The sequence below is a fragment of the Mucilaginibacter sp. UR6-11 genome, assembly GCF_020880695.1.
In the GTDB taxonomy this organism is placed as follows: domain Bacteria; phylum Bacteroidota; class Bacteroidia; order Sphingobacteriales; family Sphingobacteriaceae; genus Mucilaginibacter.
In genome coordinates this window covers 315,263-334,984 of sequence record NZ_JAJIWO010000006.1, presented here as the reverse complement: position 1 = coordinate 334,984, position 19,722 = coordinate 315,263, and the positions used below count along the sequence as shown (strand labels likewise).

The 19,722-nt window shown below is 37.1% G+C and carries 15 protein-coding genes; all 15 read left to right on the top strand.

The features are described from left to right. The first annotated feature begins 698 nt into the window (after positions 1-698). The 15 genes from LJ658_RS15595 (at position 699) to asnB (ending at position 19,709) form a co-directional block, all read left to right on the top strand. Complete coding sequence (locus LJ658_RS15595) at positions 699-1,541, top strand: glycosyltransferase (RefSeq protein WP_230547459.1); 843 nt, start codon at positions 699-701, stop codon at positions 1,539-1,541. A gap of 264 nt (positions 1,542-1,805) precedes the next feature. Then, entirely contained in the window at positions 1,806-3,644 is a 1,839-nt protein-coding gene (glmS, locus tag LJ658_RS15590) for a glutamine--fructose-6-phosphate transaminase (isomerizing) (protein ID WP_230547458.1), read from the top strand. Positions 3,645-3,923: 279 nt separating this feature from the next. Beyond that, positions 3,924-4,691: a polysaccharide biosynthesis/export family protein gene (locus LJ658_RS15585; RefSeq protein WP_230547457.1), complete on the top strand. Its 768-nt coding sequence runs from the start codon at positions 3,924-3,926 to the stop codon at positions 4,689-4,691. Between the two features lie 29 nt (positions 4,692-4,720). Continuing rightward, entirely contained in the window at positions 4,721-7,012 is a 2,292-nt protein-coding gene (locus LJ658_RS15580) for a tyrosine-protein kinase family protein (protein WP_230547456.1), read from the top strand. A gap of 165 nt (positions 7,013-7,177) precedes the next feature. Continuing rightward, positions 7,178-7,753: a UpxY family transcription antiterminator gene (locus LJ658_RS15575; protein WP_230547455.1), complete on the top strand. Its 576-nt coding sequence runs from the start codon at positions 7,178-7,180 to the stop codon at positions 7,751-7,753. Beyond that, complete coding sequence (locus LJ658_RS15570; protein WP_230547454.1) at positions 7,737-9,032, top strand: nucleotide sugar dehydrogenase; 1,296 nt, start codon at positions 7,737-7,739, stop codon at positions 9,030-9,032. The genes LJ658_RS15575 and LJ658_RS15570 overlap by 17 nt, the downstream gene beginning before the upstream one ends. Positions 9,033-9,040: 8 nt before the next feature. After that, positions 9,041-10,480: a lipopolysaccharide biosynthesis protein gene (locus LJ658_RS15565; protein WP_230547453.1), complete on the top strand. Its 1,440-nt coding sequence runs from the start codon at positions 9,041-9,043 to the stop codon at positions 10,478-10,480. Then, the gene (locus tag LJ658_RS15560) at positions 10,477-11,655 is read left to right on the top strand and encodes a DegT/DnrJ/EryC1/StrS aminotransferase family protein (RefSeq protein WP_230547452.1); all 1,179 of its coding nucleotides are present in this window, start codon (positions 10,477-10,479) and stop codon (positions 11,653-11,655) included. The genes LJ658_RS15565 and LJ658_RS15560 overlap by 4 nt, the downstream gene beginning before the upstream one ends. Before the next feature lie 46 nt (positions 11,656-11,701). Continuing rightward, on the top strand, positions 11,702-12,859 hold the full coding sequence (locus LJ658_RS15555; RefSeq protein ID WP_230547451.1) for a glycosyltransferase family 4 protein: 1,158 nt from the start codon (positions 11,702-11,704) through the stop codon (positions 12,857-12,859). 13 nt (positions 12,860-12,872) lie between these two features. Next, a complete protein-coding gene (locus tag LJ658_RS15550) occupies positions 12,873-13,598 on the top strand; it encodes a DUF2334 domain-containing protein (protein ID WP_230547450.1) in 726 nt (241 codons plus the stop codon). Positions 13,599-13,669: 71 nt separating this feature from the next. After that, on the top strand, positions 13,670-14,923 hold the full coding sequence (locus LJ658_RS15545) for a DegT/DnrJ/EryC1/StrS aminotransferase family protein (RefSeq protein ID WP_230547449.1): 1,254 nt from the start codon (positions 13,670-13,672) through the stop codon (positions 14,921-14,923). 12 nt (positions 14,924-14,935) lie between these two features. After that, complete coding sequence (locus LJ658_RS15540; protein WP_230547448.1) at positions 14,936-15,529, top strand: sugar transferase; 594 nt, start codon at positions 14,936-14,938, stop codon at positions 15,527-15,529. A gap of 4 nt (positions 15,530-15,533) precedes the next feature. Beyond that, positions 15,534-16,772 carry an O-antigen ligase gene (locus LJ658_RS15535; protein ID WP_230547447.1) on the top strand — a complete coding sequence of 413 codons (1,239 nt, stop codon included), beginning with the start codon at positions 15,534-15,536 and terminating at the stop codon, positions 16,770-16,772. Between the two features lie 25 nt (positions 16,773-16,797). After that, positions 16,798-17,859 (top strand): glycosyltransferase, encoded by a 1,062-nt coding sequence (locus LJ658_RS15530; RefSeq protein ID WP_230547446.1) that lies wholly within the window; start codon positions 16,798-16,800, stop codon positions 17,857-17,859. 8 nt (positions 17,860-17,867) lie between these two features. Beyond that, the gene (gene asnB / locus LJ658_RS15525) at positions 17,868-19,709 is read left to right on the top strand and encodes an asparagine synthase (glutamine-hydrolyzing) (protein ID WP_230547445.1); all 1,842 of its coding nucleotides are present in this window, start codon (positions 17,868-17,870) and stop codon (positions 19,707-19,709) included. Positions 19,710-19,722: the final 13 nt, after the last annotated feature.

Below are 19,722 nucleotides of genomic sequence, written 5' to 3'. Positions count from 1 at the left end.
GTGAAGTATCAGGAGCAGGAAGAACGAAAAGAAGATGGCTCGACTGATTTGAAGTTGTTTTGACGAATACCTCTTTCAGAGGTTAGAATAAAGCCCCCACCTTAGGTGGGGGTTGTTTACTTTAGTATTATTTTAGTACATACTATTCCTCGTTTTAGGTGAACAAAAAGAAGGACAAAATCAATTTTTAGAATTGTTCACTATACATTCTGGGATCATTATCCGGCAGGCTGCTAAGAGGCAATCAGCTTCGAAAACTGGCATAGCAGAAGCTGGCTAGTTATACCATCGCAAACGTATTTTTTTTACAGATTTGTAAATTTTTATGTGCAGCAGCCGTGAAAAATCTGCGATATAGCACAAGTTTGGAGCAACTCACATAAGAGGCTTGATATATTGAACGTCAATTGAATACCTTTGAATATCAAAAGCAATTACAAAACAATTGTTTCTGTAAAATGAACATCACCATTTACCACGAACGTTCATTAAATAAACATCTGTAATTGGAGTGGCGAAGCCATATTCAGCTGTGGTCTTAACCAATTACACGTTATTTCTATAAATAGACCTTGGTAAAAGAACCCACCGGATAGCTAAAATAGTATTGTAAGCAGAAAATACTGTTGCTGTTTTTTATGAATTGTGAACTGCAGGACATAACAAAAAGATCAAGGGATACGTCAAAAAATAATGATATGATGGTCAGTGTATGTTGCATTACCTATAATCATAAAAAGTTTATAGGCGAGGCAATTGATAGCTTTTTGATGCAGAAAACGAAATTTCCATTTGAAATTGTTATAGGTGACGATTGTTCAACGGATGGTTCTTCAGACATGATAAAGGGATATGCAGAACAATATCCCGATATAATTAAATTTTTCCCAGGTAAAAAAAATGCCGGTGCACATAATAATTTCCGCAACGTGGTTAGACATTGCACGGGGAAGTATATAGCACTTTGTGATGGTGACGATTACTGGATCGATCAATATAAGCTGCAAAAGCAAGTCGATTTCCTAGAGCAAAATACGGATTACGTTATTTGCTGTCATTACACACGTGTTATTGACTCAAATTATAACACTTTGCACGTCGACCCTAATCCGGTACCATTGGTACATACTTATCAGGATCTATTAATCGGAAAACAAACGGAAACAAAAACCGCCACTGTAGTTTATCATAATATTCCAGAAGTAAATCAGATTTTTGACAAGCCGTGGTACTTTGATGTTTTTGCTGCAGATAAATTATTTAAGATTTTTGCAACCTATATAACCGGTCGTAATATTTATGTAATGCCTGAAGTAATGAGCTGCTATCGAAATCATGTTGGCGGGGTATGGAGCATGATTAAATCCAATGCTCGTAAGGATATGGTAATCAGCGACTTTAATCTGATTATCAGGCATTTTAATTATAAACGACTTCAAAAAATGAAATTATTACAATTATATTTAAAGAGAGATATTTTATTTGAACTCCAGCGATTTAGGATCCGCAAAATATATAATACCCTTAAATATCTTATTTAGCCGTAAAGCGGTTTACCTTTCTCTGAATTTTACTTTACCTGCAGAGTAAAAGTAATCACTAACCTGTATTGAAATAATTAAATGCGATTTGAGCCAAGCATTATGGGACATTAGTATATTAAAGACCAGGCTTAATCTATCTCATATCGCCACCGGGCTCTCTCGTCAATTATCTAACCGCGTTATCTCTTTGTTGTTAAAGGTGAAAATGGCTTTGTCGGTTTAAGTGGATTTTAGTTTTCTAAGCAAATTATTCAAAAATATATGTGTGGCATAATTGGATATATCGGACATCGTGATGCCTGGCCCATAGTGACCAGAGGTTTAAAAAAAATGGAGTACCGGGGCTATGATAGTGCCGGTATTGCCATCGTAAACGATGTTGGTTTTAACCTATATAAAAAAGCAGGAAAAGTTTCTTCGCTTGAACAATTTACCGATGGCAAAGATAAGAGTGGAAAAATAGCAATAGGACATACCAGATGGGCAACACATGGCGAACCGTCTGACTGCAACTCACACCCCCATTCGTCTAATGACAAACGTTTACATATTATCCACAATGGTATAATTGAAAATTATGCGGTCCTGAAAGAAACACTTTTAACACGGGGACATCAGTTTGATAGTGATACCGATACAGAGGTTTTGATCCATTTAATTGAAGAAATACAAAATATGGAGCAAACCGATTTGCTGGAAGCAGTTAGGCTGGCACTAAACGAAGTTATTGGGGCTTATGCCATCGTAATTCTGGATAGAGGGAATCCTGACCAGTTAATTGCGGCAAGAAAAGGCAGTCCGTTAGTAATAGGTATTGGGGCAGATGAGCACTTTATTGCTTCAGACGTAACGCCTATTGTTGAGTACGTTAAAAACGTTATTTACCTAAACGATAATGAAATAGCCCTGATAAAAACAAACCAGCTTTCCATAAAACAAAGAAATAATGTTGTACAAACCCCGTTGGTACATGAGCTTGAGTTGAAATTGGAAGAACTTGAAAAAGGTGGATTCGATGATTTTATGCTAAAGGAGATATTTGAACAACCCCGCTCTCTAATAGATTGTATGCGGGGCCGGATTTATCCGAAAGAGGGCAAGGTTGAACTGGGCGGAATTAAACATTACGCAGATAAGCTAACCCAAATAGACCGAATTATTATTGTTGCCTGCGGGACGTCGTGGCATGCAGGATTAGTTGGCGAGTATTTGATAGAAAAATTTGCCCAGGTTTCAGTTGAAGTTGAGTACGCCTCTGAGTTTAGGTACCGTCATCCAATCATTCGTAAGGATGATCTGCTAATTGCCATTTCTCAGTCCGGGGAAACAGCTGATACCATCGCCGCTATTGAGATAGCAAAAAATAAAGGGGCAACAATTTTTGGTATTTGCAATGTTGTGGGCGCATCAATCCCTAGAAGCACTGATGCCGGCGTATATACCCATGCCGGCCCCGAAATAGGGGTGGCATCAACCAAGGCTTTTACCACACAGGTAGCAATCTTAACTCTTATAGCTTTTTATATTGCACAGCAAAAAGGAATACTCGCACCGGCAGAATTAACGGTGCTTTTAAATGAGTTAAATAGCATTCCGAGTAAAATACAGCGGGTTTTAGCTGAAAATGAACATATAAAAGATATTGCCTTTGAAATAAAAGATGCCAAAAGTTGCCTTTATTTAGGCCGCGGTAGCGGATTCCCCGTAGCCCTTGAGGGTGCGTTAAAACTTAAAGAGATATCCTACATTCATGCAGAAGGTTATCCGGCTGCAGAAATGAAACACGGCCCCATTGCATTAATCGATGAAGAGATGCCCGTTATTTTCATTGCAACAAAAAATTCGTCATACGAAAAAGTGATTAGTAATATCCGGGAGGTTAAAGCCCGCAAAGGAAAAATAATTGCTATTGTTACTGAAGGCGATATTCACGTAAAAGAAATTGCTGATTACTATATTGAGATACCCGATACAGATGAAGCCTTTATGCCATTGATAGCCACTGTGCCTTTACAATTGCTGGCGTACCACATGGCTACGATACGTGGTTGCAATGTTGACCAACCGCGAAATTTAGCCAAATCTGTTACGGTTGAATAACCTTAAATCAATATTCAAAACTACTTGCAAAAAATACGACGATTTACCTAAGATTTCGCCACGGAAGTTTCATTGATGAAAACCTTATTAATTTCTGATATATACATTCTTTTCACAGCATTTGTAAAGCAACCAACTTTTAATTTCACGGTTTGCTGTAAATAATTCGGTCATTTTTACAATTTAATATCAATCGAAATAAATCGTATTATATTGATAATCAACTATATATATTTGGTTTATGAATTTATTAATTAACTCATTTTTAAATCAAACCTCATGAACCTTAAAATATTTTATGGCCACTGCGCCTTGGTTTTATTATTAGCAGCGGGGTGCGCCCAAAGACGAGACCTGGTGTATTTTAGTAACATGGCAAACGCAACTTCAGTTGCCAATCCAACAAACCAGGAAGTTTATATTGCGCCAAATGATCTGATTAATGTTACAATGCACAGCCTTAATCCCGAATCAGACAATCTTTTCTTGAATAAAAATGCTACATCAATCGCTATGTATTCGCCAATGAAGATTGATGGGTATAAAGTAAATGAAAATGGCATGATCCATCTTCCGATAGTTGGTGATATTAAAGTTGCAGGAATGAAAATAGAGGAAGCGCAGAAAGTAATAACGGCCGAACTAAGTAAGAAGGTAAAAGAGCCATTAGTTGAGGTGCATATAGTGAATTTTAAGATCACGGTAATAGGTGAAGTGAGCAGGCCTTCAACATTTAACATAACAGACGAAAAAATAGATGTACTTGAAGCACTTGGAATGGCTGGTGACATGACTGTGTATGGTAAAAGAGAAAACGTACTGGTAATTCGCAATGAGGATGGTAAAAAGACATTGACACGACTGAACCTTAACGATAAAGCTTCATTTAATTCACCGTATTTCTACCTTAAGCAAAACGATATTGTATACGTTGAACCAGATAAGTCTAAAGCTGTCGAGTTTAGTCAAAATACGCGGCTAATGCCTATAGTCATAGCATCAATATCCGCCTTGGCGGTTTTAGCAGCTGTTGTGTTAAAACGATAAAATTATTAATCAATATTAAAATTAAAGCAATGGATACCAAATTTGTTTTAAATCCGGCCAATCGCCCTGATAATTTAAAAGAGAGAACGATGCCTTACTTAAAAAAATGGTATTGGTTTTTAACAGCGCTTGTTTTATGCTTAGGCTGTGTATGGTTTTACCTGAAAAATGCGACGCCGATATATAAGGTGACCAGTACACTGCTTGTACTGGATGACAAGAAAGGTGATGGTTTACTTAAATCAACAGCTTTTAGCGATCTTGATATGTTCCATGAAACCAGAATGGGAGAAAATGAAATAGAGATATTGCGATCAAAAGATCTGATATACAATTCATTGAGTAAGCTAAACCTGGCGACGAGATATTTTATAAAAAATGGTTTAAAAACAGAAGAATTATATAAAAGCCAAACGCCGTTTGCAGTTTCCATAATTAAACTGGAAAAGCCCGCGTATAAAAAAGAACTGGGTTTACAAAGCTTATCTGACAGCACCTTTTTGTTAACAGAAGGTAATAGGTCATGGAGATATAAATATGGCCAACCTATATTGCACACCGACTATAAATTTATTGTTAATAAAGGATTGGCACCATCAGATAGTCATAAAGCCGTTTCTATATTATTTAATGACGTTAATCAAATGGCTGCATCATACAGCGCCGGGCTGCTAAAAGTTAACCCGGTTATGAAAGAGTCCAATACACTAAATTTAAGTTTAAACGATGCCATACCCTTACGAGGTGTTGATATCCTTACAAGCATCATTAATACCTACAATTTTGAAAACGTTCAAAAAAAGAATATAATGGCTGTTAACACCATTGTTTTTATAGATAAACGGCTTAAAACGTTAGAACAGGAACTGTCTGCAACAGAAGGCGATATTGAAAAATATAAACAACAAAATTCTGCCATTGATGCAACTGCAGGCACACAGATCAATCTGGAAAAGTCTGCTGAATATGGCCAGCTTTTGGAAGCATCTAATGTTCAAATGAATATCGTGAATTCTCTTTCGGCCTATTTAAGTAATACCAATAATCAATTTGCTGTTATACCAAGTACAATGGGTTTAAAAGATCCAGTATTGAATACGTTGATAGGCCGGTTTAATGATTTACAAATAGAAAGGAACAGGATGCTGCATAGCGCGAATTTGAGTAATCCGCTTGTTCAAAATCTCAGTGATCAGATATCCAGTTTACGTTCAAATATTATGGAGAATCTTGGAAATATAAAAAAGGGCTTTTTGATTGAAAACGATCAACTGAAAAAGAACTCAGCCCAATATACCTCTAGGATACAATCGGTGCCTGCGCTTGAAAGAGGGCTTTTGCAACGTAGCCGGGAGCAAATCGTTAAAACCAACCTTTATCAATATTTACTACAAAAACGAGAAGAAACCGCATTGTCTTTGTCGGCAACCGTCCAAACCTCACAACTGGTCGACAAGCCTTCTTATGATGCTGATCCGGAGTATCCCAAAGCAGGCTTGCTGTATTTGTATGGAAGTATTTTAGGCCTAATTGCGCCGGCTTTTTTGATATATGGCGGCAATAAACTCAATTCAAAAGTTAAAAATACTGGCGATCTGAAAATGCTTAATGGTATTAAAATACTTGGCGAATTGCCTCATCATAATTTAAAAAACACCATAGCAATTCAAAGTGGCGATACTTCAACCATAACAGAACTATTCAGATATATACGCACAAATCTTGGGTTTTTAAATGAACACTCGCAAAATAAAATTATGCTTGTTACCTCTTGTATGAAAGGAGAAGGCAAAACATTTTTCAGTATAAATTTAGGATTAACGCTTTCATTGCTTAACAAAAGGGTTCTGATTATGGAGTTTGATTTGAGAAACCCTGATTTGCTTAGCAAAATGGGGCTATCCCAACAACGAGGCATTGCCGACTATTTAGAATATAATATTGATGAATTAAACATTCAACCTTATGATAAAGCACCTAATTTATATGTATTGGGTTGTGGCATTACGCTTGAAAACCCTGCCGAATTACTCACAAGTAAAAGAGTTGATCAACTGTTCCAACTATTAGCACCAAAGTTTGATTATATCATTGTAGATACATCCCCGGTTGGAGCTGTTGCAGATGCATTTAGCCTGGCCAAACACGCCGATTTAAGCATTTATTTAGTACGGTACAATTATACCAATACAGAACAACTGGACATTCTGAACGATGTTCATGAAAATAACAAATTAAAAAACGTTATGGTTGTTCTTAATGATGCAAAGAGTGATAACCGCTCGATCTATGCCTATGGCAGGTATGGATATAGCGCTTAATGATATAAATTTTAATGAATTTGAAGCGTTATATAATTAACGCTTCTCCAGCCTGTTAAGGGTACTGTTTTACCGTCAATTTTTCTAAAGTAAGATATGCCTGTTACGTAAGTGATATGGCGAAGCCGTGGCTATAAGTGAATAAATTATAAACACCCAGATTTTATGGATACTCAATTGAATGTGAATGCGGTTAAAAAACCGACCGGTAAATTATATGAAAAAAGATGGCTGGTTATATATACCAGGCCGCGATGGGAAAAAAAGGTAGAAAAACAGCTTAATGAGCAAGGTATTGAAGCCTATTGTCCCTTACGCCAGGTGCAAAATCAATGGGCAGATAGAAAAAAGAAGGTAAGCCTGCCGTTATTTAACTCATATGTATTTGTAAGGGTTGACTTACGCGAAGATGCAACTGTATTGTATACAATGGGTGTGCTCAATTATGTATACTTTATGGGTAAACCTGCCGTGGTTTCGGATAAAACCATCGAGGACCTGAAAATCAACATTACTCTTTATAACGATATAGAGGTAGTTAATATCCGAAATATATCCGTAGGTGATCACGTGTTAATTAAACAGGGGGTATTTGTTAACCAAAAAGGTCAGGTTTTGCAGGTTAATGGCAAAAATGTTCTCATGATCCTAGACAATATAAATTGTGCCCTGGTAACCCGTGTACCATCTAATCAAATTGTGCTTCAATCTGCAGATAAAGAATATGAGAACGTTAAATAATAAAAAAATTGGAGTTATAGGTTTAGGATATGTTGGTTTGCCTCTAGCGGTTGAATTTGCAAAAAAATACAAAGTTATTGGCTATGATATCAACCCCGACAGAGTAGACCAACTTAATGAAGCTATTGATCATACAAAAGAAGTGAGTGAACAGGAATTGACAAATGTTCTTACTCATGTATGTACATCTCCCAAGGGCCTTTTTTTAACATCGGATAGCGAAGTATTAAAACAGTGTTCAATTTACGTAGTAACAGTGCCTACGCCGGTAGATAAAAATAATCGCCCGGAATTGGCTCCATTAATAAAAGCAAGTTCAACAATTGGTAAAGTATTAAAAAAGGGAGATATCGTGATCTACGAATCGACCGTTTACCCCGGAGTTACAGAGGATGAATGCGTACCAGTTTTAGAAAAAACATCTAGGTTGAAATATAATGTTGATTTTTTTGCCGGGTATTCACCTGAAAGGATCAACCCGGGCGACAAAACACATACGGTAGCCAATATACGCAAAATCACATCCGGGTCGAATGCTAAAACCGCTAAAACAGTTGATGAGCTCTACAGGTCGGTTATTACCGCCGGTACATTTAAAGCAGACTCAATAAAGGTTGCTGAAGCTGCCAAGGTAATAGAAAATGCCCAACGCGATATAAATATTGCTTTTGTAAACGAGTTGGCTATGATATTTAATAAGATAGGGATTGATACACGAAAGGTGCTTGAGGCCGCCAGAACAAAATGGAATTTTCTTGATTTCAGACCAGGCTTGGTTGGAGGACACTGTATCGGGGTTGATCCATATTATCTTGCTCAGAAAGCACAAGAAGTTGGTTATCATCCTGAGATAATCCTTGCTGGTCGGCGTTTAAACGATGCGATGGGCGCATATGTTGCCGACCAGCTTATTAAAAAGATGACCCGTAGTGGTACCTCACTTGTTAATGCGGAGGTATTAGTACTCGGTTTTACCTTCAAAGAAAATTGCCCGGACGTGCGGAATACCCGTGTCATCGATATTGTACGCAGATTGGAAGAGTACAATGTAAAGGTGCATGTCCATGATCCTAGGGCCAATGCCGACCATGCAAGAAAAACTTATGGCATAATTTGCGAAAATGGAGAATCTAAAATGCGCAAATATGATGGTGTTTTGCTTGCGGTAGCGCACCAGGAATTTAAAGAAATGGACCTGAAGAGTTTATGTAAGCCTAATGCAGTTTTATATGATTTGAAAGCATTCTTGCCCGATAGCATAGTTAGCGCTCGTCTTTAATAAATTAAATGAGCTTAAAAGAAAAAGCTGTTTCTGGCTTGTTGTGGTCATTATGGCAGCAGGTTAGCTCAAAGCTGGTCAGTTTTTGCATTTCTGTTTATTTAGCTCGACTACTTGCACCTGCCGAATTTGGTTTAATTGCAATGCTGTCGCTCTTTATTGCAATTGGCCATACGTTATTAGATAGTGGTTTGACAGCGTCGCTGGTTAGAACAACGGAAGCTGATCAACGAGATTATTCAAGTGTCTTTTATTTCAATATAGCGGGCAGCATACTTATATATGCGTTGCTGTTTTTAACCGCGCCATTAATAGCAGATTTTTATGACCAGCCACTACTTAAAGCCTTGGCAAGGGTATATGGGCTCGTACTTATAATCAATGCATTTTTTGCCGTGCAAAGTACGCTGCTTATAAAAGAGATGAAGTTTAAAAGGCAAACCAATATGCAAATACCGGCAGGTATAGGCGGCGGCATATTAGGGATAGTACTGGCACATATGGGTTATGGGGTTTGGAGTTTGGTGTGGATGGGCCTGTGTACATCATTTTTGTCAACTGCAATGCATTGGATTGTTTCTCCTTGGAGGCCTGCCTGGATATTTGACAAACAACTTTTTAAAAAACACATTGATTTTGGCTACAAGATGACATTATCCAGTATACTGGATACAATTCACCAAAATCTTTATCTCATTATTATCGGAAAATATTTTTCGGCGTCACAACTTGGTTTTTATTCCCGGGCTGATTCTATAAGCCAGCTGCCTATCGGCAATATTTCGGCGGCAGTTAATAAAGCTACTTACCCAATGTTTGCCGAATTATCAGCGGACGTTGTCCAGTTAAAGAAATTATATAAAAAACTGATGCAGCAAGTATTGTTTTGGAATGCACCATCGCTTATTTTTCTTTCCCTTATAGCCAGGCCATTGTTTCATCTTTTGTTAACTGATAAATGGCTGCCCGCCGTTCCCTACTTTCAAATTTTATGTATCAGCGGCATTATGTATCCCTTGCATTCTTATAACCTTAATGTGATAAAAGTTTTGGGCAAAAGTGCTTTATTCCTGAAGTTAGAAATACTTAAAAAAGTTCTTAGTGTAGCCGGTATTTTAACTTTTATCCATTTTGGCATTTATGGTTTACTCTATTTTCAATTCGCTTTCAACTTTGTAGCATATTACATCAATTCTATCTATAGCGGCAAATTAATTTCTTATCCCATCCAGGATCAGATCAAAGACATTTTTCCGATACTGTTATTAGCCTGTATTATAGGTGCTTTATCCTTTATTTTCAATGTTTTACTAACGGGTTTATTATTATCAGATATGCTAGTGATCGTATTTGTAGGTCTGGTTTATGCGGCGCTTTATATTGGAACAGCCTTGTTTATTAAGCTACAGGCGTTAAACGATTTTAACCAATTAATTTTAAAACGATGATACCGGTAACTAAACCTTTTTTGCCCTCCGAAAAAGAATTCACAAATTATATTAAAAGCATTTGGGAAAGGCAATGGCTAACTAATAACGGGCCATTAGTAAACACGCTCGAACTAGGATTGAAGGAATATCTTAAAGTTGATCATTTGTTATTTGTTTCTAACGGAACGGTCGCATTGCAACTTGCTATAAAAGCACTTAATTTATCAGGCGAGGTTATTACTACACCATTTTCGTTTGTGGCTACAACCAGCGTTATTGTATGGCAAGGTTGCAAACCGGTATTTGTTGACATTGATCCCGATACATTTAACATTGACCCCTATAAAATCGAAGCGGCTATAACCTCAAAAACATCGGCTATATTGGCTACCCATGTTTTTGGAAACCCCTGTGCAATAGAGCTGATTCAGCAAATCGCAGATAAACACAATTTGAAAGTTATATATGATGCAGCACATTGTTTTGGTACGCGTTACAAAAACAAATCGATATTTGCTTATGGCGATATAACCACAACAAGTTTTCATTCTACAAAACTGTTTCATACAATTGAAGGTGGAGCTGTATTTACCAAGGATTCCGCCCTGTTAAAAAAAATGGCCCTGATGCGTAATTTCGGGTATTCCGGCATTGACACATTTTCAGAACAAGGTATAAATGCAAAAAATTGTGAATTTCATGCTGCTATGGGCTTATGTAACCTAAAGCATATCGATGATATCCTGAAAATGCGAAAGTACTTGTCGGAGCAATATTTGGATCGCCTGGTTAACCTCAGGGTGCAGTTTCAAAAAATTCAAGCCAATGACGACTATAATTATGCCTATTTCCCGATATTATTTGAAAGCGAAAGCTTAATGCAGCAAGCAAAGGCAAATTTGGAAATGGCCCAGATATATTGCCGTCGCTATTTTTATCCCTCACTGTCAGAACTGCCTTACGTTGAAAATGTAGAAATGCCTGTTTCCAAGTCAGTTGCAAGCAGAATATTGTGTCTTCCCCTATATCATACGTTAACGGTATCTGATTTGGATATGATATGTCGGTTATTACTTAGAGGGCAAAATTTCAATGAAAATCAAGTTCAAAAAGTTCACCAAACAGAAAAGCCTGCCCCTCATCACCCAATATCCAATAGAAAGCCAACAGTCAAGGTTAACGGCTCTTTATAAGTAACAATACTTAAGATAACAAGCTTATAACTACCAATTAGTTGATATGACAGCGACAACTAACGCCAAACAAAAATTATGTTTTGTTATTCCCTCACTAAACGGTGGTGGTGCCGAGAGGATACTGATTAACCTGGCGAACCATTTTAGTCAGTTAAATTACAACTCATTAATTATTTCATTAAATAAAAGTTGTCCGGCTTATAATATCGATAAAGAAGTAATGGTTTTTAACCTTACCGATCGAAAAAGCGATAGCATGGCTTTTAGATTATATTATATATTCCAGATGTTTTTTAAACTGCTTTTTATCGTCTATAAAGAAAAACCCGCTTATGTTGTCTCATTTATCACGTCAGCAAACTTATGGGCAGGGCTTGCCGCTACTATTGCAAATGTCCCATATATTGTGTCAGAAAGAACATCACCGGCTCGAAGTCTATTTAAACTAAATTACCTCAATAGAGCGCTGGCTGCCATAATTTATAAACACGCTGCTGCGATTGTTGTAAGCACTAAAGGTATTGGCGACAGTCTGAAAAATAACCGAGCTTTTAGCAAAGTCAGTAATATAAAGCTTATTCCTAATGCACTGTCGCAATTTGAACCGGTTTCTCCAAAAGAAATTCATCCCCGTAAATTCGTATTAGGAGTGGGCAGACTTACGTACGTAAAAGGTTTCGACCAACTTATTTCAGCCTTCGGCGCTGCAAAGCTAAGGGATACTGACTTATTGATTATTGGTGAGGGTAATGAACGGGCAGCGCTGATTGATCAAATCAAAAATTTAGGTTTAACTGAAGTAGTCTTTATGCCTGGTTCCCGGGTTAATCTTCAGGATTACTATAGCCAAGCTGAGTTATTTATTTTACCATCACGCAATGAGGGTTATCCAAATGCTTTGATAGAGGCAATGAGTTTTGGTTGTCCGCCGGTTGCGATGAATTGTGATTTTGGCCCATCAGAAATTATTCAAAATGAACATAACGGATTATTGGTGGAAACTGGCAATATCTTGGCATTGACTAATGCAATTATTCGTCTAAGCAACGATTTTGAATTGAAAAAGAAAATAAGTGCTAATGCGAAGCGCATTAATCAAACTAATAGGGTCCAGATTATATTTAAAAAATGGGCACAATTGTTTTCGGTATCAACTTTATATGAAGCACAGTTATTTCCAAAATTAACTAAGGCAACCTGAATGTTATTTTGTTATGGTACAATACTTAATCAGGTTAGATGATCTGTGCCCAACAAGTAATTTAGAAAAATGGAGGCCGTTTTTTGATCTTTTCGATTATTACTCTATAAGGCCGATTGTTGCGGTTATTCCCAATAATAAAGATCCTAAGCTCTTAAAATGCGGAAGTCTTAATCACAATTACTGGCAGTATGTTCGTGACTTACAAAAAAAAGAGTATGCTATAGCAATGCACGGATTTGACCATTGTTATGTAAGTACCAATTCAGGTATAATGAAACAAAACAGGAGGTCTGAATTTGCCGGCTTGCCGCTATATATGCAGGAAAATAAAATAATGGCTGCGGTACAAATTTTTGAACGTGAAAATATCCGCTCAGACATTTTTGTAGCCCCGGCACATTCATTTGATCATAACACATTAAAGGCTTTAAAAAAATATTCAAGTATCCGAATTATTAGTGATGGATTGTTGACATCACCCTATAAAAGATTTGGTTTTAAATGGATACCGGTCCAGTTATCTGGAGTTGAGCCGAAGTTAAGTAGAACCTGGACGTTTAATTACCATCCGGAAACCTGTTCCAAAAATGATTTTGAAAAGTTAGAAGCATTTATACATCGAAATCATCAATACTTTGTTTCATTGTCAGAACTTAAGTTTAGGAGGTACTCTTTTTGGGATGTCTTTCATGAGAAGTTTCTTATTTACTCCCGCTTGCTGCGCGACTGTCTTTAGTTGCGGATAACTCTTCGCTAGACAGATCATATTTTCAAAAGAATTTCACTTATAATTTAACCGATAATATTATGCAAATTCCATTTTCGCCGCCCTATATAGACCAAGGTGTTGTTGACGAAGTTGTAGATACACTAAAAACTAATTGGATTACCACCGGGCCAAAAGTAATTGCTATGGAAAAGGAAATAGTTAAACTAACTTCCACTAAAGCGGCCATATGTGTTAATTCATGGACCTCTGGAGCTATTTTGATGTTAAAGTGGTTTGGAATCAAACCGGGTGATGAGGTAATTATTCCGGCCTATACTTATTGTGCAACTGCCTTAAGTGTATTGCACTGTGGTGCCACCCCTGTAATGGTTGATATCAATAGGGATTTTTGTATAGATCCAGAAGCTGTGTACAAAGCAATCACTCCTAAAACAAAAGCAATTTTCGCTGTAGATATTGCGGGTTGGCCGTGTGATTATTCAAAGCTAATGGAAATTATTAATAGGAGAGGTGTAAAAAAGTTATTTAGAGCCGAGTCATTAAAGCAAACAGTTTTAAACAGAATATTATTAATTGCGGATGCTGCCCATTCCCTTGGCGCTAAAACTAACGGACATGCTGCCGCATTGGAAAGTGATGTTGCGATCTTTTCTTTCCACGCCGTAAAAAATGTTACTACTGCCGAAGGTGGTTGTATTTGTTTGAATCTGCCCGGCAATTTTGATATCGACGCAGAGTATAAATACCTTAAAATGTATACGTTAAATGGTCAAAATAAAAATGCCCTGGAAAAAGCTAAAGGTGGCGGCTGGCGATATGATATACTTTTTCAAGGTCTTAAAATCAACATGCCTGATATTTGTGCCGCAATTGGGTTAGCCCAAATAAAGAAATATGAAACACTGCTTTTGCCAATGAGGAAGGCTATCGCGTTGAAATATAAGAAAGCATTTGAAGACTTTGAAGTATTCGAACTACCACCGTTGTTTGATCACAAACGCGAGTCTTCGTATCATCTTTTCCCGCTTCGCATAAAAAATATTACAGAACAACAACGAGACCAGATCATTGATGATATTGTCAGTAAGGAAGTTGTAGTGAACGTCCACTTCGTTCCATTACCCATGCTTACCTGTTTTAAAAACCTTGGTTATTCAATACATGATTTCCCAATGTCATATAATCAATACTCCAGGGAAATATCTCTACCTATTTATCCTCAGCTTTCAGACGCGAAAATTGAATTTATAGTTAGTACAGTCATAAACGCTGTAAAAAACGCAATGGCCAGCAAAATAGAGAAAAAAGAAAAGATAGAGATTGCATTTTAAGATTCTTCGACTATGAAAAGGACTTTTGATCTATGCTTTTCGGTAATTGGAATTATAGTGTTGAGTCCATTATTTATTGTGATATCACTCTGGATAATAATTGACTCCGGCACCGGGGTTTTTTACATGCAAGATCGGGTTGGCTTAAATCATATCAACTTTAAATTGATTAAATTCAGAACAATGTATGTTGGTTCTGACAAAAAAGGACTGCTGACGATCGGAAACAATGACAATCGGATCACCAGGTGTGGTAGTTGGCTCCGCAGAAACAAACTGGATGAATTACCACAATTGTTCAATATTCTTTTAGGAGATATGAGCTTTGTTGGGCCACGGCCGGAGGTAAGAAAGTATGTAAACCTTTATAAGCCAGAGCAGCAACGGGTTTTGAGCGTTAAACCTGGCCTAACTGATTGGGCATCTATCCAGTATTATAATGAAGGTGAGATTTTATCTAAATCAGAAAATCCGGAGAAATTTTATATTACCGAAATTATCCCCTCCAAACTAATTAAAAATCTTGATTATATCGACCATCAGAGTTTTTGGATGGATATGAAGATCATATATCAAACTTTAAGAAAAATTATAATAAGCAACTAATATTATGATAGTAAAAAAAATATTGAGTTTTTGCTTAATAGCAATTTATTTGTATACACTAACATTTGATATTTTCTTAACTGATTTTTTGAGAATACCTGCCCCATTGATTTTGGGCGTTGTGCTATTGTTATTTATTGAACAGCCGGTACGGCCATTTGCATATTATTACGAAATGGTGATTTTTACTATCGCACTCTTTTTATACGATTTGGTCGGGATAGGCGACTATAAAAACTTTGTAGTTGCCATTGTCACCATATTAACTTGCGCGTTCTATTTTTCAAGTTTTGTAGGATTAAATAAAAGGCGGTTTATCTTGTCCGTCGGTGTGTTTCTATCACTGCTTTTTTTTTCTATGCTATTAATGGTTTTAGATCATAGTTATCAAAGTGTGATCGACCCGATAAGAACTATAATACTTGGGTCGCAGGTTATACAAAGTCCAGCCGGAATAGCACTCACTCAATTTACTTTTGGCTATCAGGTAGCCGCATTTACGGCATTCATTTTTGTTTTGACATATAAGTCTAAAGGTCAGATTATACTTAAGTTAGTGGCTTTTTTTGTTTGCGCTGTTTGTATTTATCTGGGTATGAATAGATCCGCCTTTATTAGTTTTATTGTTGCCGCCGTTGTATTTTTATTGTTTTATTACCGATTTAAAGCCTTAATTCTGGTTGCATTTACGTTACTTATTGGTTTATTAGCTTATACTTATATAATAAAAGATACGCTTGATGATAAAAATAATATTCTCGCAAAGAACCAGGCAAAAGAAGCGAATGACTTTAATCGGATAGATTTATCGTTAGAAAATTTAAAAATTTATGCCGATTATCCCTTTGGCTTAATTTTTTATGGAAAAAATTGGAATGACGTAAGTTATAAAAACTATTATTTCCAATTTGGTATAACGTCTCACAACGCCTACCTAATGTTTATAACATATCTGGGGCCATTTTTAGCCTTCGGTTTATTAGGTGCTATCTATTATAGGATTTTATTGTTATTTCATCAAACAATAAAAAATATTCGTAAAAAAAACTACGCTTTACTCCTGTGTTTCTTATTTGCACTCACCGCTGTGTCTATAAACGCCTTTTCGCATAATGGGTGGTTACTAACCGCAGATGGACCTACCGTTTTTTTATATTTCGGCACATTGCAATGTGCAAAAATATTTGTTCCTAACCGGCGCGATGCAGATAGTAGCACAGAATTAGTGCTATTGCCTCAATAATCAGCATGTACTATATCTGGTTAAAATGAAAAAAAAGGTATTTATGATCGTTGCGTCATTGGGCGCAGGCGGATCTGAACGTGTATTTTGGCTGCTTTCACAATATTTTAACAACGCTCAATACAGCGTTTCGGTGGTTGTACTTAATAGCGACGAACATTTTTTTTGTACTGATGTCCAGGGTATCCGCTTTCTTAACCTTAAAACAGTTAAAGCATCTAGGTCTTTTTTTAAATTATATCGGGTATTACGGGATGAAAATCCGTTTGCGGTTTTTTCAACTGCCGATCATGTTAATATACTTACCGGTATAGTTGCTTTTTTTTTAAAAATACCTCATTTAGTTGCAAGGGCGTCAAATAATCCTCAACAAATGCGGAGATATTATGGCGCTAAAATGAAGTTTTATAATTTTTTTACCCGGTTGTTTTTCTGCCGGTTTGATTTTGTTGTTTGTCAATCTGATGAAATGCAACAAGCAATGGCAACGGCATATGGTATAAGCGCAAAAAAGCTTAAAGTTATAGCGAACCCGGTACTCACAAATGTTCTGGTAAAAAATGAGCGGAACTTTAATAGGGAGAAGAAACTAATAGGAGTCGGGAGGCTAGCAAAAGAAAAAGGATGGTTTAGGTTGCTGGATACTATTAAACGATTACCGGTTAATTATAAATTAACAATTGTTGGCGACGGCCCTTTGATGGGGCCGCTTAAACAATATGCTGCCAAAAATGGTCTTGAGCAACGGACAACATTCTTGGGCGAGATCACTAATGTCGCTTCAGAACTTATAAAGCATGACGTGATGGTTCATTGCTCGTATACAGAAGGCTTTCCAAATGTAGTGCTCGAAGCACTGTCGGTAGGTGTGCCGGTGGTTGCGTTTAGGGTAGGGGGCCTTAATGAGCTTATTCGTGACGGTTTTAACGGTTTTGTTGTAGAGCAAGGTCATGACACACAATTATGCACCTGCATCGAAAAAGCGTGTAACCAAGCTTGGTTACACGATGATATTAAAGAAGATATAAATTCCAGGTTCAGTTTAGAATTAATAGGGCGGGCTTATGAAAGCTTGTTAACCCAATAAACAAATTTATGTGCGGAATATACGGATCTACTATTTATTATAGTGACGAGGTTGTTCGTGAGAAATTGGCGAGAGTAAATTTTAGAGGCCCTGATCATACAGGATTTGAACGCTCAAGACAAGTAATATTGGGGCATAACAGGCTTGCCATTATTGATCTCGACCATCGCTCGGATCAGCCTTTTTCATACCGGCATCTTAAAATTGTTTTTAATGGCGAAATATATAATTACAGAGCTATAAGGGCACAACTAACAGTATTCGGATATACTTTTTATACTAATTCAGATACTGAAGTAGTGGCGGCGGCCTACCTGAAATTTGGTAAGCATTGCGTTGAACATTTTAACGGCATGTTTGCATTTGTAATTTACGACCCCGTTGCAGACCAGCTTTTTGGTGCACGCGATAGATTAGGTAAGAAGCCGTTTTACTACGCATTAGATTCAGGCGGATTTGAGTTTGCCAGCCAACCGTCGCAAATATCCATTGGAAGGCGCTTAACTTATGATGAGCAAGCCATTAACGAGTATTTTATATGGGGGTATGTTCCCGAACCGCGCTCTGCCTGGAATGAGATTAAAAAACTGCCTGCAGGATATATTTTTACTTATAACTTAACTACAAGAAGTTTTGAAGAAAAAAAGTATTGGGACTTGGATACAAACGTTGATAATTATTATACAGGCACATACAATAAAGCTAAAAGCGACCTTAAAGCATTATTAACCCATGCAGTAGATATCAGAATGCATGCCGATGTTAAACTTGGGGTTTTTTTATCAGGGGGTATCGATTCATCACTTATTGCTTCGCTTGCCGTTAAAAATTCAAGCCGGGTAAATACTTTTTGTATACGGTTTGATGAAAAGGATTATGATGAAAGTGCATTTGCCGAAAAAATTGCTAACCATTTAAAAACAAATCATCACACAATAACATGCCGGGCCGAAGAGGGGATGTCATTAATAGAAAATTTTGGCAAATATTATGATGAGCCCTTTGCCGATTCGAGCGCTATACCAACTTTACTTTTAAGTAAGTACACTAAGAATTATGTGACCGTGACATTAAGCGGTGATGGTGGTGACGAAAGTTTTTTGGGTTATGCCAGGTACCGGTGGCTTAACACGGCCAATAAATTGTTTAAGTATCCGGTAGTGGCGCGGATGTTACTTAGTGGGGCTTTAGGAATATCTTCCAATTACAGGCATAAATTAATAGCAACGGGCCTCCGGTGTAAAAATATAGAATCACTGTATGCCCTTATGCTTGGTGGTTTAGAATATTCCTGGCTAGAGCAACCCAGGCTTGGATTAGAGGTTCCTTTTATGGATTATTTTTCACAGCCGGGCAGAAGTTTTTTACAAAGAATGTCGTCTTTTGATGTTAAAACATATCTCAACGGAGATATAAACACCAAAGTTGACCGGGCTTCGATGGCTTTTGCAATAGAGGCAAGAGCGCCGATGATGGATCATAGAATTGTATCATTTGCACAGCGCCTGCCTGACAGCTATAAATTCCATCGCGGAATTCAAAAACGCATTTTGAAAGACATCCTTTATGAACATGTCCCACAACATTTTTTTAACCGGCCTAAAGCAGGTTTTACAGTTCCGCTTCGTCATTGGTTTAGAAATGAATTAAAAGACTACGTACAAGATCGGTTGTCTTTAAGTAACTTAAACAATATACCCGGGATTAATTCATCTAAAGTAGCGCTTATGATAAAGGATCACATAAGTGGCAAACAAAATAAATTTCCGCAGATATGGAAATTGCTGGTGATGACGCAGTGGCTTGAAAATCAAAAGATAAACACATCAACCGTGTACCAAACGGCTTGATTTTTATACCAAT

Bases quoted from the DNA above. Each gene is read 5' to 3' on its own strand.
- LJ658_RS15595 (WP_230547459.1), top strand. From the start codon at position 699: ATGATGGTCAGTGTATGTTGCATTACCTATAATCATAAAAAGTTTATA.
- glmS (WP_230547458.1), top strand. From the start codon at position 1,806: ATGTGTGGCATAATTGGATATATCGGACATCGTGATGCCTGGCCCATA.
- LJ658_RS15585 (WP_230547457.1), top strand. From the start codon at position 3,924: ATGAACCTTAAAATATTTTATGGCCACTGCGCCTTGGTTTTATTATTA.
- LJ658_RS15580 (WP_230547456.1), top strand. From the start codon at position 4,721: ATGGATACCAAATTTGTTTTAAATCCGGCCAATCGCCCTGATAATTTA.
- LJ658_RS15575 (WP_230547455.1), top strand. From the start codon at position 7,178: ATGGATACTCAATTGAATGTGAATGCGGTTAAAAAACCGACCGGTAAA.
- LJ658_RS15570 (WP_230547454.1), top strand. From the start codon at position 7,737: ATGAGAACGTTAAATAATAAAAAAATTGGAGTTATAGGTTTAGGATAT.
- LJ658_RS15565 (WP_230547453.1), top strand. From the start codon at position 9,041: ATGAGCTTAAAAGAAAAAGCTGTTTCTGGCTTGTTGTGGTCATTATGG.
- LJ658_RS15560 (WP_230547452.1), top strand. From the start codon at position 10,477: ATGATACCGGTAACTAAACCTTTTTTGCCCTCCGAAAAAGAATTCACA.
- LJ658_RS15555 (WP_230547451.1), top strand. From the start codon at position 11,702: ATGACAGCGACAACTAACGCCAAACAAAAATTATGTTTTGTTATTCCC.
- LJ658_RS15550 (WP_230547450.1), top strand. From the start codon at position 12,873: ATGGTACAATACTTAATCAGGTTAGATGATCTGTGCCCAACAAGTAAT.
- LJ658_RS15545 (WP_230547449.1), top strand. From the start codon at position 13,670: ATGCAAATTCCATTTTCGCCGCCCTATATAGACCAAGGTGTTGTTGAC.
- LJ658_RS15540 (WP_230547448.1), top strand. From the start codon at position 14,936: ATGAAAAGGACTTTTGATCTATGCTTTTCGGTAATTGGAATTATAGTG.
- LJ658_RS15535 (WP_230547447.1), top strand. From the start codon at position 15,534: ATGATAGTAAAAAAAATATTGAGTTTTTGCTTAATAGCAATTTATTTG.
- LJ658_RS15530 (WP_230547446.1), top strand. From the start codon at position 16,798: ATGAAAAAAAAGGTATTTATGATCGTTGCGTCATTGGGCGCAGGCGGA.
- asnB (WP_230547445.1), top strand. From the start codon at position 17,868: ATGTGCGGAATATACGGATCTACTATTTATTATAGTGACGAGGTTGTT.